This window comes from Haloferax sp. Q22, assembly GCF_001482285.1.
Classification (GTDB): Archaea; Halobacteriota; Halobacteria; order Halobacteriales; family Haloferacaceae; genus Haloferax.
The window spans coordinates 151,540-165,688 of record NZ_LOEP01000033.1 but is presented as its reverse complement, the minus strand read 5'-3'; the positions used below and the strand labels follow the sequence as shown (position 1 = coordinate 165,688).

Sequence of the window (14,149 nt, the reverse complement as noted above, 5' to 3'; positions counted from 1 at the left end):
TCTTTTCGGCTCGGTCAGTCCCCGCCAGCAGCGGCTACTCGTCGGGGAACTCGTAGACGACCGCGCCGCAGTCCGCACAGCCGAGCACCTCGTGTTCCGGCGAGTCGTACAGCCCCGCGGTGCCGCCGCAGCAGTTGCGCGTCGTCGTCTCCTCGACCGGGCCGCCGCAGTCCGGACAGACCTCGGTGAACATCCGCATCGGCTCCGTGGCCGCGAGCGCGACCATCGGGTCGACCCCGCGCTCGACGACCGTGTAGAGCGTCGCCACGTCCGCGATGGCCTGCGGCCGCGAAATCCACACGGACATCGAGGGACCGTCCAGCGAGATGCCATCGAACTCGGCGTCGACCGTCGCATCGAACGGGACTGCGTTGGCGACCGCCTCGGCCAGTTCCTCGTCGGTGGTCTTTCGGAGCGTCGCCATCGTCGACTCCCACTCCTCGCGGGCGTCGTCGGCGAGAAACAGGCCGTCTTCCTCCTCGACGAGAACCCCGGCGTTCAGGAGCGTCGAGAGCATCACGTCGGGGTCGACGTTGGCGTCGAGCGACTCCGACCGGCGGTCGGGGCCGCCGTCGTCGCCGTGTTCGAAGTACTCGGCGAGGCCGAGCGCAGAGACGAGCCGCGGCGCGAACGAGGGGGTCCCGGGGACGACGTAGCCCCGCAGGTACACGGCGAGCGCGCCGCCGACGAGGACGACGAAGCCGACCAGCGGCGAGAGCACGCTAACCGCGAGGCCGACGAGGACGACCAGCGCGATGTTGACGGCGGTACACGGCAGACAGCGGTTCTCGCCGGTGTGCTCCGGGCGCTTGAGTGAGTCGATGACGGACATGGTGTGAAAAGTGGGACTGTGGGGTGTTCGCGTTCGCGGTGGTCAGTTCGCCGGGGGCGTCTCGGTCTCGACCGCGTCGAGGCGGATCGCCTTCCCCGTCTCCGACGAGCGGTAGATAGCGTCGATGACGCGCTGGACGGCGAGGCCCTGTTCGACCGTGTTGCGACCGGGGTGTTCGCCCTCGGCGACGGCCGCGAGGAACGCCTCCTGTTCGGTCTTGTGGGTGTCGTTGTCCTGCGTCTCAACGTCCGCGGTCGAGAGGTGGTTGCCGCCGCCGACGCCGTCCTCGTAGAACTGGAGGTCGTGGCTCGCGCGGTCGAAGCGCACGCCGCCCTCCGTGCCGCGGAGGAAGAACTCGTCGTTGGTCGGGCGGTTCGTCGCCCACGCGACTTCGAGGGAGATGGTCGTTCCCTCCTCAGTGCGGATGAACGCGCTCGCGGAGTCGTCCACGTCGAAGGCCTCCGGGCCCACGTCCTCGCCCCACATCTCGACGAAGGTGTAGTCGTCGCGGTCGCCGAACTCCGAACGGGTGACGCCGGAGACCTCGACGACCTCAGGGAAGTCGAGGAAGTAGAGCGCGAGGTCGATTGCGTGGACGCCGATGTCGATGAGCGACCCGCCGCCCGCGACCTTCTTCGAGGTGAACCACGACCCGCGGCCGGGAATGCCGCGGCGGCGGACGTAGTTTGCCTCGACGTGGGTGACGTCGCCGAAGCGGCCCTCCTCGTAGTGGTGGCGGACGACCTCGACGGGGTTGGCAAAGCGGTTGTTGAAGCCGACCATGCAGAAGCCGTCGGCCTCCTCGGCCGCCTCGGCGATTCGCTCGGCCGATTCGAGCGAGTGCGCGAGCGGCTTTTCGAGCAGCACGTCGAGGCCCGCGTCGAGCGCGGCGACCGCGTATTCCTCGTGGAAGCGGTTCGGGGTGGTGATGATGACCGCGTCGACCTCCGCGAACAGTTCCGACTTCTCTTCGTAGGTGTTCACGTCATACTTCTCGGCGAAGCGACGACGGGCGTCCGCCTGGATGTCGAGGCCGCCGACGAGAGTCGCGCCGAGGTCGACGAGGCGGTCTGCGTGGTGGTGTCCGATGTTTCCGAGTCCGACGATACCGACTCGGACCGATGATTCCGTACTCATGATTCGATGATTAACTACAGGTGGTGTTAAGTTTCACGTTCTTTGGCCTGAATTGCCAGAATCGACCGCGAGCGCCCGTTCAGGCGGCGTTCGAGACGCGGGGAGGGACGAACAACGAGCCGGGACGAGGCGACTGGCACGGGTCGAGACTGGGCATCAGTAGAGCTGTTCTTCGCGCTCTTTGCGCTCTTCCTCGCGGCGCTTTTCCTCCTTCAGCCGGCGTCGCCCGCGGAGGTACTGCTTGCCCTTCGGGATGAACTTGTTCTTCAGGTCGAGCAGGAACGAGACGATGCCGTAGGCCCAGAAGAAAAACAGGACCGTCATCCCGCCGAGGTAGAACAGACCGAGTTCGTTGACCATGGATGTGTGATGTGGTGTGGCTCCGATAAGCGTTGTGCGGGCTGTGCGAGTCGCGAACGTGCGAGCGAGGACGAACCGACGCGGGCCGTGTTACGGGCGCGTCAGTCGTCGCTTTCGGCTTCCGTGCCGGGCGCGCCGCTCGTCTGGACGGGCGTCTCGATGCCGTGGCTGATTGCCTCGCCCGTCGCCGTGTCGAAGAGGTGGACGCGCGAGCGGTCGAGGACGACCGTCACGTCCTCGTCCTCCTCGATGTCGGTGTCGGGGGCGACGCTCATCAGCAGTTGGTCGTTGGCGACGCCGCTGGTGTCTTCGAGGTCCGTCTCGGCCGACTCCGAGAGCTTTAGGTAGACGAATATCTCGTCGCCCATCGGTTCGAGCACGTCGGTCACGGCCTCGATGCGGTGGCTGGGGTTCGAGACGAGCGCCTCGTCGCCGACGAGGTACACGTCCTCGGGGCGGATACCCATCGTGACGTCAGTCCCCGCCTCGATGCCGAGGTTCGCGGGGTCGAACTCCACGTCGATGTTGGTCGAGACGAACCCGTCTTCTGTGACCTCGCCGTCGAGGAAATTCATCGAGGGCGAGCCGATGAAGCCTGCGACGAACAGGTTCGCCGGCTCGTTGTAACAGACGAGCGGCGGGTCGATCTGCTGGAGCTGGCCGGAGTCGATGACCGCGATGCGGTCGGACATCGTCATCGCCTCCGCCTGGTCGTGGGTGACGTAGATGATGGTCGTGTCCAGTTCCTTGTGCAGGCGCTGGAGTTCGGTCCGCATGTGGACGCGGAGCTTCGCGTCGAGGTTCGCGAGCGGCTCGTCCATCAGGAAGACATCGGGGTTGCGGACGATGGCGCGGGCGATGGCGACGCGCTGTCGCTGCCCGCCGGACATCTCGTCGGGCATGCGTTCGAGCATGCCCTGCAACTGGACGATTTCGGCGGCGCGCTCGACGCGGCGCTCGATTTCCTCCTTGTCGTAGTTGCGGAGGCGGAGCCCGAAGGAGATGTTGTCGTAGACGTCCATGTGGGGGAACAGCGCGATGTTCTGGAACACCATCGCCACCCCGCGGTCCTTCGGCGGGAGGTTCGTCACCTCCCGGTCCCCGATGAACACCTTCCCCTCCGAGGGGATGGTGAGACCCGCAATCATCTCCATGGTCGTCGACTTACCGCACCCCGACGGACCGACGAGGCAGATAAATTCGCCGTCCTCGATGTCGAGGTTCATGTCGTCGACCGCCGTTACGTCGTCGTAGTGCTTGCTTACGTGTTCGAGTGTTACGTCTCCCATGGTTACTCCTTCAGCGCTCCTGCAGTCAGTCCACTCACGATGCGTTCCTGTGCGATGATGACAAGGATGGCCACGGGTAAGACTCCCACGATGGAGGCGGCGGCCATCAGGTTGTACGGGGTGTCGAACTGCCCCTGATACTTCAGGATACCCGCGACGATAGGCGCCCACGAGTCGGCCTCGCCGTTGTTCATCAGGAACGAGAAGAAGAACTCGTTGTAGACGCTGATGAACGTGAGGACGCCCGCGGTCGCCACGCCGGGTGCCGAAAGCGGCACGATGACGCGGAACAGCGCGCCCAGTCGGGTCGTCCCCTCCACCCGCGCCGCGTCCTCCAACCCGTCGGGAATCTGCCCGTAGAAGGTCGTGAGGATGAATATCGACAGCGGCAGGAACAGCGCGCTGAACGGGAACACCATCGGTGCGGGCGTGTTGAACAGGTCCGGCGTCGATATCGTCACCATCCCGATGCTAATCGCCGTGTTCCCGGTGAACAGCTCGAAGAGCGGGATGAGGAACGCCGCCGGCGGGAAGTAGCTGATTGCGAGGATGCCGAGCATCAGCACGCCCTTTCCGGGGAACCGGAGGCGGCCGAAGACGTACCCCGCGAGGCTGGCGATGAGCAACACGAGCACGGTGGTCGTGATGCCCAGCACGAAGCTGTTGAACATGTACAGGTGGAACGGCACACGGTCGAACATCGCGATGAACACCTCGGGGTTGAAGCCCTTCGGAACGAGCCCCATGTTGGCGATGAGGTTGTTCGGCGTGAGCGCCAGCACGAGCAGCCAGTAGAACGGGAACAGCGTCGTGACGAGGAAGAACAGCATCGCGACGTAGAACATCGCGCGGTAGACCTTGTCGGGGTTCTTGATGGCCGAGTCGACCCAGCGGCCGAGCGGCCCGCGCTTCATGTCGGCGTCGGCGGAGCCGATACCGGCTCCCTGAGTTTCGTTGGACATATCAGAGACCCTCGCTGGCGAAGTTCACGATGTACACCGAGACCACGACGGCGATGATGCCCGCGGTGACGAACGCCACGGTCGCCGAGGTCCCGTACAGCGGCGTGTTGAACGTCGTGACGACGAGACACGACAGCGACGGGACCGTCTGACAGCCGGCCATGGTCTGGATGATGCCGTAGACGCGCATCGCGTCGATGGTGCGGAACAGCATCGCTACGAGCACCGTCGGCAGGATGAGCGGGAAGGTGATGAGCTTGAACTGCTGCCAGCGCGACGCGCCGGCGACCTTCGCCACGTCGTACAGCGACCGGTCGATGCTCTGCATCCCCGCGAGGATGAGAAGCGCCATGAACGCCGAGGTCTTCCACACGTCGGCCACGATGATGAGGAACAACGCGTCCGCGGTGTTCCGAAGCGGCGTCGTGCCGATGAGCCCGAGTTGGTTCAACAGCGCCGGGTTCTCGCTCGTCCCGACGAGAAAGCCGATGTTCGGCTGGAACATCAGGTACCAGATCATCCCCTGGATGACGATGGGCACGGCCCACGGGATGATGATGGCGACGCGGACCCACCGCCGACCGCGGAAGTCCTGGTCGAGGATGAGCGCCTGACCGAAGCCGATGAGCGTTTCGAACAGCACGCTGAACACGGTGAAGATGAGCGTCACCGCGAGCGCGCTGGAGTAGATGTTCGTGACGAAGGGGAACTCCGAGGAGAACGTCGGGAGGAACTGCGACGGGAGCGCGTAGTTGCGCGCGCCGGTGAACAGGTCCACGTAGTTCTGCAGTCCGACGAACTCGCCGAGTCGCGCGGTCCCCGTCAGCCGGTCGGCGAACAGCGACATGCTGAACGTCGAGACCAGCGGGTAGACGGCGATTACCCCTAAGAGGACGAGCGCGGGCGTCAGGAGCAGGTACGCGAACTGCGTCTCGGAAAGCGACTCCATCCAATTGACGGCCGACGCGTACGGGCCGCTCCGCTGGGTGTCGGAAAATGTCTCCCCTGATTGTTGTTCGGTAGCCATGTCAAATGATAACGTGTGTATTGGTTACGTCTCGGTAAAGACGTTGCTCTACGCGTTCTGCTCGATCTGTTCGAGCTGTGATGCGAGGTCGGACATCGCCTGTTCGGGGGATTTCTCCTGGGCGAACGCGGCGTTGACCTCTTGGGAGATGCGGCCGGACTGCTGCGGCCAGACGACGGTGACCGGGCGCGGAATTGCGTTCTCGCCGGCGACCTTCAGAGCGTCGAGGTAGCGGCCGATGATTGGCACCTCGGCGGCCTGGTCGGATTCGAGCAGCGACGGGCGCGGCGGAATCCAGCCGATGATACGGAACATGTCGAGCTGGAACTGCTCGGTTTGCATCGTCCGAAGCACCTGCACTGCGGCCTGCTTCTGTGCGTCCGAGGAGTTGGGGTTCATCGTCATGTGCCAGCCACCGAGGGCGGCGACGGGGCCGCCGGTACCCTCGTACTTGGCCTCGTCGGCGGTGACGCCGTACGGAATCGGCATGACGCCGAGATCCTCGCCGAAGCCGGTCTGATCGTTTTCTTCCGACGGCTCCGCGCCGTTGATGACGATGGAGTACGGCCAGTTGCGGTGCATGACCGCGTTGCCCGTCGTGAAGGGCTGTCGGGACGGGTCCTCGGTCCACTGGAGGACCGCCTCGGGCGAGATGCCGCCCGTGATACCGTCGAGGGCGTACTCGTCGTCCTCGCCGTGGATGAGCGTCCGGACCATCCGAATCGCGTTGATGACCGGCTCCTCTTCGACCGTGATGGGGCGGTCGCCGATGGGGCCGAACAGGTTCTCGCGGCCGCCGAAGTACGCGCCGCCGTACGAGGTCATGAACTCGTTGAAGTCACAGCACGACAGGCCCTCGTAGACGTTCGCCTGGAACGTGAAGCCGTTCTCGATGTCGGGGTTGGCGTCGAGCGCCTCCTTCGTGACGCGCGAGAAGTCCTCCCACGACATCGACTCGGTCGCCCACGTCGAGAAGTCCTCGTCGGTGTAGCCCGCGTTCCGGAGCAGGTCCTTTCGGTACTGGACCGTCGGGAAGTCGGGGAACAGCGGCTGGCCGTAGAGGTCGCCGTTCGACCCCTTCGCCGTCGAGACGCTGGCCTCGAAGTACTCCTCTTCGATGGTGGAGGTCAGCTCCTCCGGGAGCGACTGCGAGAGGTTCTGCAGTTGGTTACGCGCGATGAACGGAATCGTCCACCCGCTGTCCATCATGAGCAGCGTCGGCTCCGAGCGACCGCCGGAGAGCCACTGCTGGTACTGCGCCTGCCGGTTGTCCGTCACCTGCGACCCGGCGAGGATGTCGATGTCGATGTTCTCCGGGAGGCCTGCGTCCCGAAGCGCCTGCACGACTTCCTCTTCGGCCTCCGCGACGCGGGTGTCTGCGGCCCACTGCAGCGTGATCTCCTCGGTCGATTCTTCGGTGTTAATCGGCGTGTCGGTGTCGGTGTCCGTCCCGCCGTTACCGCCGTTGTCGTCACCGCCGCCTGTACTAATGCACCCGGCCAGTCCGACGGCGACACCCGATGCGCCGGCCGCTTTCACAAAACTGCGTCGAGAGACGCCAGTACGCTTGCCCTTGCGTGAGTCAGCATCAACCATTACAGTCTGTATTCTACAATTAGTGATTATTTATAGTTTTGGTGCTGGCCACTATTGGTGTTGTAGTAAATTACTTGTCAATATTCCCGGCAGTCCGAAATTCAATCAGTCGAGAATCTGTAACTACGGTGGCTCCGATGAATTATAACTATTGTTTGTGTAGTTTGGACTCGCCGACGTTTAGTCTTTACCCGGTGCGGGCCACCTCGGCGTCTTCGGAGCCTCGATTCGTTCGACGTCGTCGTCGCTCAGGTCCACGTCGAGCGCGCCGACGTTCTCTTCGAGGTGGTCGAGTCGGCGCGGGCCGATGATGGGCGCGTCGACGACGGGCTTGTGGAGGAGCCACGCGAGCGACACCTGCGCGGGGGTGGCGTCTTTCTCCTCGGCGAGCGACCGAATCGCGTCGAGGACGGCCCAGTTCTCGTCGGTGAACCGGTTCGACGTGTACTCGTCCGAGTCCGCGCGCGTGTCAGCGGGCACCTCGGCGTCGCGTTCGTACTTGCCCGTGAGGAAGCCGCCCGCGAGCGGCGACCACGGGATGACGCCAATACCCTCGCCCTCACAGACCGGAAGCAGATTCGCCTCCTCGTGGCGGTCGACCGCGTTGTACTCCGGTTGCATGCAAGCGAAGCGTTCGAGGTTCTCCACGTCGGCGGTGTACAGCGCCCGCGTGAACTGGTACGAGGTCATCGTGGACGCGCCGACGTAGCGGACGAGGCCCTCCTCGACGAGGTAGTCGAGCGCCGAAAGCGTCTCCTCGATGGGGACGCCCTCGTCCCAGCGGTGAATCTGATAGAGGTCGATGTAGTCCGTGCCGAGGCGGTCGAGGCTCGCGTGCGCCTGGTCGATGATGTGCTTGCGCGAGAGCCCGGACTTGTTCGGCCCGTCGCCCATCGGGAAGTAGACCTTCGTCGCGATGGCGAGTTCTTCCCGGTCGCGCTCGGCGATGGCCTCGCCGACGATTTCTTCCGACTCCCCGCGGGAGTAGGCGTTCGCCGTGTCGAGGAAGTTGATGCCGGCGTCGAGCGCGCTGTCGAGGAGGTCGAGGCTCGCCTGCCTGTCGTTCATCATCCACTCCGCGCTGGAGCCGAAGTTCATACAGCCCAGACAGAGCCGCGAGACTTCGAGGCCGGTGTCGCCGAGGTAGGTGTACTCCATGTCGGTCACACGGGTGCATACACAAACGATAATGATAAGCATACGCACACCACGGTGGTGAGAGAAACGACCACGGACGCGCGGAGACGTAATCGCTTTACCCACGCCTCCGGAACCCGAGGTGTATGGACGGGCGCACTCGCGAGTACCTCGAAGGTCGCTTCGGCGATTACTACCGGAGCACCGACGTTCCGCTCCCGCCCGCCCCGGGCGAACGTGAGTGGGGCGTCATCCCGTGGTCGGCCGGCGGCACGCGGATGCACCGCCACCAGTCGCTTCTCGACCTCGGCGACCTCTCGGACTACCTCGCCCGGAGCGCGCCCCGGCACGTCTACTTCTCGTCGGCCCGGTTTTCGGACCCCGGCGCGGCCTCGATGGACGACAAGGGCTGGCGCGAGGCGGACCTCGTCTTCGACATCGACGCGGACCACCTCCCCGGTATCGACCCTGAAACGACGGGCTACGCCGACATGCTCGACGCCGGAAAAGAGGCGCTCCTCGACCTCCTCGACCTCCTCGAAGACGACTTCGACTTCGAGGAGATGCAGGCGGTGTTCTCCGGCGGCCGCGGCTACCACGTCCACGTGCGCGACGAGTCGATCCGCGGCCTCGACAGCGAGGCCCGCCGCGAGGTGGTCGACTACATCCGCGCCATCGACCTCGACTTCGACGCGCTCATCGAGACGCGACAGCACGGGACGACGACCCAGCGGGTCCTCCGGGCCGAAGGCGGATGGGGCCGACGGACGCACCAGCGACTCCTCGAATTCGTGGACGCGCTGTTGGAGATGGAAGAAGACGCCGCGCTCTCGCGGCTGAAGGAACTCGACGGCATCGGCGACGGGCGCGCGAAGACGATTCTCGGCGCGTTCCGCAACAACCCCGATGCAGTCCGCGAGGGCAACGTCGAGGCCGGCGGCCCCGGCGTCCGAACGCTGGTGGAGGCGCTCGCCCACGAGACCGTCGAGGACGAAACCTCGCCGATAGACGAACCGGTGACGACCGACACGAAGCGACTGATTCGGCTCCCAAAGAGCCTCCACGGCGGGTCGGGGCTCGTCGTCGAACCACTCGACCGCGACGAAATCGACGACTTCGACCCCCTGTCCGACGCGGTCCCGGACCGCTTCCGCGGCCGCGACATCGCCGTGAAAGTGACCGACCCCGGCGAAGTCGAGTTCGACGGCGATAGCTTTACACTCGACTCCGGCGTGCAGTCAGTAGACGAGAGCCTCGGCGTGTTTCTCATGACTCGCGGTCGAGCCGAGAAGGTGACAGAATGAACGTAGACGACCTCAGGAGCGTGCTTCGGACGGAGCGACAGAAAGACAGCTTACAGCACCTCCGCGAGTCGTTCTACGAGGACGTCGCGGAGTTCATCGCCGAGCAGAAGGCGAAACGCGAGGAGAAGGCCGAACAGCTCGGCACCCACTACTCGCCTGAGATTCGGCGACTCACGGACGAAATCGAGACCGCTGAGGAGGTCGTCACCTCCATCTACGAGCGCCGCGTCGGCAAGGTCGTCAAGGCCGCGAGCTTCGCGGCCGCGGGGATGTCCTCCGAGACGGACGGATTGACCCACGAGGAAAAGCGGCTGTTCGACGACCTCGTCGCCCGCATCGAGGAGAACCGCGGCACGGTGCTCTCCGCGCTCGAAGACGTGTCGGCCGCAGACTCCCCGCGGGACGCCGTTGCCGCGACCGACGTGACGACCGCGGAACCGGACGCCGGCGCTCCCGGTGTCGAATCGACGCCCGCGACGTCGCCCCCGGACGCAGTTGACGATTCCGGACCCGCGATTCCGCCGGACGAACCCGACCCGGAGACCGCACCGACCGGCACCGGAACCGACGACTCGGCCGCGGGCGGCGTGCTCGCGGACGCGATGGGTGGCGGAACCGGCGATGACGCCTCGGACGCGGAGTCGAGGACCCAGACGGGGACAGACCGACCAGCCACCGAGGCGGCCGCGGTGTCGACTGATTCCGGCCCCTCAGACTCCGGTCCCGCGGTTCCACCGGACGAACCAGACCCAGAGACCGCGGCTCCGTCAGCGGGCGATACCGACACGGTTGAACCGTCCGACGACGACCCGCTTTCCGGCCTCGGCGACGAGCGCGAGACGGTGCGCATCACCGCCGACGTGGGGACCATCCTCGGCGTCGACGAGCGCGAGTACGACCTCGCCACCGAGGACGTGGTGACGCTCCCGGCGGCCAACGCCGACCCGCTGGTCGAACGCGGCGCGGCCGAGAAACTCGACTGAGAAAGATCCTTCTGCCCGCCGCCAGAACTGGTGGCTATGCTCGAAATTGGTGACGACGCCCCCGACTTCGAACTCCCCGACCAGCGCGGCGATCTCGTCTCGCTGTCCGACTTCCGCGGCGAACACGTCGTGGTCTACTTCTACCCGCGCGCCGACACGCCGGGGTGTACCACCGAGGCCTGCGGCTTCCGCGACTCGTGGGACGAGTTCGAAGACCGCGACGCAGCGGTTCTCGGCATCAGCGACGACCCCGTCTCGGACCTCGACTCGTTCGCCGAGAAGTACGACCTCCCGTTCACACTTCTGTCGGACGAAGACGGCAGCGTCTCGTCGGCGTACGGCTCCTACGGCGAGAAGAACATGTTCGGCAAGACGTTCGACGGCGTCTTCCGCAACTCGTATCTCGTCGGCCCCGACGGGACCATCGAACGGGTCTACGAGGGCGTCTCGCCCGACGGTCACGCCGACGAAATCCTCGCCGACCTCGACGACCTCGACGGCTGAAGGAAACTCCACCTCGACCGGGCGACCGCTCCGCCGGGCCGCCCGGTCTCCGTCCCGCGCCGAACCGACAACTACTGACCGAGTACATTCTTTACAAACGACGGGAGACACACCGCATTTCCGGTGAAATAAACGTAGAACTCATTGATTATTCCGTATCCCGAGAACTGCGTACCACTACGTAGCAGATGGGAGTGATATGAACGTGACGGTCGCGTCTCTGAGTCGGGCGGATGGTGGGCGAACAGTCGCCGTCGCTCGGTGGCTGGGACGCGTTCGAAAAATACGTCTGAAGGGGCGTTACGAGGCGCTTACTGGAAGGTGCGACCGACTTCGGTCTCGCGGTCGCGTTCGACCTCGCTCTTCTGGAAGCGCTCTTCGATCTCCTCGTAGCGGCGGCGCACGTCGTCGGTGACGCTCGCGCCGATTTCGTCGAGGGCGTTCTCGAAGTGTTCCATCGTCACGCGAACGTTCCCGACGCTCTCGCCGATGTCCTCCTTTTCGACGCTCCGGATGAACTCGCGGGAGGCGTTCATCGACGCCTCGCGGGCGAGCGCTTCGAGGTCGGCACCGACGTAGCCGTCGGTCTTCGACGCGATTTTATCGAGGTCGACATCATCCGCGAGCGGCTTTTCGCGGGTGTGCACGTCGAGGATGGCGCGGCGGGCGTCCTCGTCAGGCACGGGCACGTGGACGTGGCGGTCGAGGCGGCCGGGGCGCAGGAGCGCCGAGTCGATGAGGTCCGGCCGGTTGGTCGTCGCGATGACGACCACGTCTTCGAGCGCTTCGAGCCCGTCGAGCTCGGTGAGCAGTTGGGAGACGACGCGCTCGGTGACGCCCGAACTCGACGAGTCGCGGCCGCGCTCGGTCGCGATGGAGTCGATTTCGTCGAAGAACACCACCGTCGGGGCGTTCTCGCGGGCCTTCTTGAACACCTCGCGGACGCCCTTTTCCGACTCGCCGACGAACTTGTTCAGGAGTTCGGGGCCCTTGATGGAGATGAAGTTCGACTCCGCCTCGTTGGCGACGGCCTTCGCCAGCAGGGTCTTCCCCGTGCCCGGCGGACCGTACATCAGAACACCCTTAGCGGCGTCCATGTCCATCTGCTGGAACACCTCGGGGTATTCGAGGGGCCACTGGATGGTCTCGCGAAGGCGTTCCTTGGTGGATTCGAGTCCGCCCACGTCCTCCCACGTCACGTCGGGGACTTCGACGAACACCTCGCGGAGCGCCGAGGGCTCGATGCTCTTGAGCGCCTGTCTGAAGTCGTCTTCCGTGACTCTGAGGCCTTCGAGCACCTCGGCATCTATCTCCTCGGCGTCGAGGTCGAGCTGCGGGCGGATGCGCCGCAGGGCGTGCATCGCCGACTCTTTCGCCAGCGACTCGAGGTCGGCCCCGACGAAGCCGTGGGTGCTGTCGGCGTAGGCGTCGAGGTCCACGTCGTCGGTCAGCGGCATGTTCCGCGTGTGGACCTGCATGATCTCCTTGCGGCCGTCGCGGTCCGGCACGCCGATTTCGATTTCGCGGTCGAAGCGCCCGCCGCGGCGGAGCGCGTTGTCGATGGCGTCCACGCGGTTGGTCGCGCCGATGACGACGACCTCGCCGCGCTCGTCGAGCCCGTCCATGAGCGACAGCAGCTGAGCGACGACGCGCCGTTCCACGTCACCGCCGGCCTCGCTGCGCTTGGGCGCGATGGAGTCTATCTCGTCGATGAAGACGATGGCGGGCGAGTTCTCCGTGGCCTCCTCGAAGATTTCGCGGAGCTGCTCTTCGGACTCACCGTAGTACTTCGACATGATCTCCGGGCCGGAGATGGTGTGGAACGAGGCGTCGATTTCGTTGGCGACGGCCTTCGCGATGAGGGTCTTCCCCGTCCCCGGCGGGCCGTGGAGGAGCACGCCCTTTGGCGGCTCGATGCCGAGGCGCTTGAACAGCTCGGGGTGGCGCATCGGGAGTTCGATCATCTCCCGGACCTGTTCGAGCTCCTTGTCGAGGCCACCGATGTCCTCGTAGGTGACGGAGGGACCGCCGTCGTCGCCCGGCGCGGAGTCTTTAATCTGCTCTGCGGGCTTCTGGCTCACCTGGAACTCGGTGTTGTCGGTGACGACGACGGTGCCGTCCGGGTCCGTCGACGCGATTTTGATGGGGACCGACTGGTTCGACGCGCTCATGAAGCCGAAGCCGAGCGGAAGCTGGACGCTCTGGCCCTGCGCGACCGGCTGGCCGGAGAGCTTATCGCGGATGTACGTCCCGATGTTACCGCCGATGCGGAGGTTCTGCGGGAGCGCGATAGTGACGCGTTTTGCGGGCTTCACGTCGGCTTTCTCCACGTCCACGCGCTCGTCGATGCCGACGCCGGCCTGCTGGCGGAGGCGACCGTCGATGCGGATGATACCCGTTCCCTGGTCTTCGGGGTACCCGGGCCAGACGCGGGCGATGGCGGTCCCGTCGTTCGGACCGTCGATGCGGATGAAATCTCCGCCTTCGAGGTCGAGTTCCGCGGCCGCGGCTCGGTCGATGGCGGCGAGTCCGCGACCGGCGTCCTTCTGTTTGAGGGGTTTGACGATGAGTTTCATTTACTTGGTGAGGGTGATGGTGAGCACGCCGTTTCGAACCGCTACGTCGGCGTCGCCGCCGGCGGGGAGTTCGAACTCCGTCTCGGTCACGCGGTCGCCGAGGTCGGCCACGACGATGGCCGTCGACCCGACGATGTCCACGTCGACCTCGTCTTCCGAGAGGCCCACGTCGGCCGCGATGACCCAGCAGTCTTCGTATTCGTACCGGCGAATGAACCGCTCGTTCCCGCCGGCGAACTGTTGCATGCTCATGGTAAGTCTAACCTAAAGTTAGCGTTTTGAATATATAAATCTTTCTCCGATGAATCGGGTGACGACACCGATATGCCGCATTTCGGTTGAATTGCGGTTCACAGTCGTCACGCCTCACCGTGCTATTCGCGTCGGGGTAACGTCAAACTAGTGGCCACGGCAGTCGGTCTCACGGGGACCCGAAGCGGCC

13 protein-coding genes are annotated in these 14,149 nt (G+C 65.1%); 3 read left to right on the top strand and 10 right to left on the bottom strand.

Going from position 1 to position 14,149, the window contains the following annotated elements:
* Window positions 1-34 precede the first annotated feature (34 nt).
* The 8 genes from AM590_RS16160 to AM590_RS16125 form a co-directional block, all read right to left on the bottom strand.
* Window positions 35-832, bottom strand: a complete 798-nt coding sequence (locus AM590_RS16160; RefSeq protein WP_058828352.1) for a hypothetical protein — start codon at window positions 830-832, stop codon at window positions 35-37.
* Window positions 833-874: 42 nt separating this feature from the next.
* On the bottom strand, window positions 875-1,969 hold the full coding sequence (locus tag AM590_RS16155) for a Gfo/Idh/MocA family protein (RefSeq protein ID WP_058828351.1): 1,095 nt from the start codon (window positions 1,967-1,969) through the stop codon (window positions 875-877).
* A 156-nt stretch (window positions 1,970-2,125) separates the two neighbouring features.
* Window positions 2,126-2,329, bottom strand: coding sequence for a hypothetical protein (locus AM590_RS16150; RefSeq protein ID WP_004042869.1), 204 nt, complete (start codon window positions 2,327-2,329; stop codon window positions 2,126-2,128).
* 101 nt (window positions 2,330-2,430) lie between these two features.
* A complete protein-coding gene (locus AM590_RS16145; protein WP_058828350.1) occupies window positions 2,431-3,618 on the bottom strand; it encodes an ABC transporter ATP-binding protein in 1,188 nt (395 codons plus the stop codon).
* A gap of 2 nt (window positions 3,619-3,620) precedes the next feature.
* Window positions 3,621-4,580, bottom strand: coding sequence for a carbohydrate ABC transporter permease (locus AM590_RS16140; RefSeq protein WP_058828349.1), 960 nt, complete (start codon window positions 4,578-4,580; stop codon window positions 3,621-3,623).
* Window position 4,581: 1 nt separating this feature from the next.
* The gene (locus AM590_RS16135) at window positions 4,582-5,529 is read right to left on the bottom strand and encodes a carbohydrate ABC transporter permease (protein WP_008095088.1); all 948 of its coding nucleotides are present in this window, start codon (window positions 5,527-5,529) and stop codon (window positions 4,582-4,584) included.
* A 126-nt stretch (window positions 5,530-5,655) separates the two neighbouring features.
* Window positions 5,656-7,203 (bottom strand): substrate-binding domain-containing protein, encoded by a 1,548-nt coding sequence (locus AM590_RS16130; RefSeq protein ID WP_157575475.1) that lies wholly within the window; start codon window positions 7,201-7,203, stop codon window positions 5,656-5,658.
* Between the two features lie 180 nt (window positions 7,204-7,383).
* Window positions 7,384-8,361, bottom strand: a complete 978-nt coding sequence (locus AM590_RS16125) for an aldo/keto reductase (RefSeq protein ID WP_082677752.1) — start codon at window positions 8,359-8,361, stop codon at window positions 7,384-7,386.
* Window positions 8,362-8,486: 125 nt separating this feature from the next.
* Here AM590_RS16125 and priS point away from each other — a divergent pair, with 125 nt between their 5' ends.
* From priS to bcp, 3 genes are read left to right on the top strand one after another with little or no spacing between them, the layout of a single operon-like run.
* Entirely contained in the window at window positions 8,487-9,644 is a 1,158-nt protein-coding gene (gene priS, locus AM590_RS16120; protein WP_058828346.1) for a DNA primase small subunit PriS, read from the top strand.
* Window positions 9,641-10,627, top strand: a complete 987-nt coding sequence (locus AM590_RS16115) for a hypothetical protein (protein ID WP_058828345.1) — start codon at window positions 9,641-9,643, stop codon at window positions 10,625-10,627. The genes priS and AM590_RS16115 overlap by 4 nt, the downstream gene beginning before the upstream one ends.
* A 36-nt stretch (window positions 10,628-10,663) precedes the next feature.
* Entirely contained in the window at window positions 10,664-11,131 is a 468-nt protein-coding gene (bcp, locus tag AM590_RS16110; RefSeq protein WP_058828344.1) for a thioredoxin-dependent thiol peroxidase, read from the top strand.
* A 311-nt stretch (window positions 11,132-11,442) separates the two neighbouring features.
* On the opposite strand, the gene AM590_RS16105 is transcribed toward bcp, so the two are convergent.
* Together AM590_RS16105 and AM590_RS16100 are read right to left on the bottom strand one after the other, a co-directional pair.
* Window positions 11,443-13,707 carry a CDC48 family AAA ATPase gene (locus AM590_RS16105; RefSeq protein WP_058828343.1) on the bottom strand — a complete coding sequence of 755 codons (2,265 nt, stop codon included), beginning with the start codon at window positions 13,705-13,707 and terminating at the stop codon, window positions 11,443-11,445.
* On the bottom strand, window positions 13,708-13,959 hold the full coding sequence (locus tag AM590_RS16100; protein ID WP_008095074.1) for an Hsp20/alpha crystallin family protein: 252 nt from the start codon (window positions 13,957-13,959) through the stop codon (window positions 13,708-13,710).
* Between the last annotated feature and the right edge of the window lie 190 nt (window positions 13,960-14,149).

Excerpts from the sequence above, each read along its gene's own strand:
- AM590_RS16160 (WP_058828352.1), bottom strand. The coding sequence starts at position 832 with ATGTCCGTCATCGACTCACTCAAGCGCCCGGAGCACACCGGCGAGAAC.
- AM590_RS16155 (WP_058828351.1), bottom strand. The coding sequence starts at position 1,969 with ATGAGTACGGAATCATCGGTCCGAGTCGGTATCGTCGGACTCGGAAAC.
- AM590_RS16150 (WP_004042869.1), bottom strand. The coding sequence starts at position 2,329 with ATGGTCAACGAACTCGGTCTGTTCTACCTCGGCGGGATGACGGTCCTG.
- AM590_RS16145 (WP_058828350.1), bottom strand. The coding sequence starts at position 3,618 with ATGGGAGACGTAACACTCGAACACGTAAGCAAGCACTACGACGACGTA.
- AM590_RS16140 (WP_058828349.1), bottom strand. The coding sequence starts at position 4,580 with ATGTCCAACGAAACTCAGGGAGCCGGTATCGGCTCCGCCGACGCCGAC.
- AM590_RS16135 (WP_008095088.1), bottom strand. The coding sequence starts at position 5,529 with ATGGAGTCGCTTTCCGAGACGCAGTTCGCGTACCTGCTCCTGACGCCC.
- AM590_RS16130 (WP_157575475.1), bottom strand. The coding sequence starts at position 7,203 with ATGGTTGATGCTGACTCACGCAAGGGCAAGCGTACTGGCGTCTCTCGA.
- AM590_RS16125 (WP_082677752.1), bottom strand. The coding sequence starts at position 8,361 with ATGGAGTACACCTACCTCGGCGACACCGGCCTCGAAGTCTCGCGGCTC.
- priS (WP_058828346.1), top strand. The coding sequence starts at position 8,487 with ATGGACGGGCGCACTCGCGAGTACCTCGAAGGTCGCTTCGGCGATTAC.
- AM590_RS16115 (WP_058828345.1), top strand. The coding sequence starts at position 9,641 with ATGAACGTAGACGACCTCAGGAGCGTGCTTCGGACGGAGCGACAGAAA.
- bcp (WP_058828344.1), top strand. The coding sequence starts at position 10,664 with ATGCTCGAAATTGGTGACGACGCCCCCGACTTCGAACTCCCCGACCAG.
- AM590_RS16105 (WP_058828343.1), bottom strand. The coding sequence starts at position 13,707 with ATGAAACTCATCGTCAAACCCCTCAAACAGAAGGACGCCGGTCGCGGA.
- AM590_RS16100 (WP_008095074.1), bottom strand. The coding sequence starts at position 13,959 with ATGAGCATGCAACAGTTCGCCGGCGGGAACGAGCGGTTCATTCGCCGG.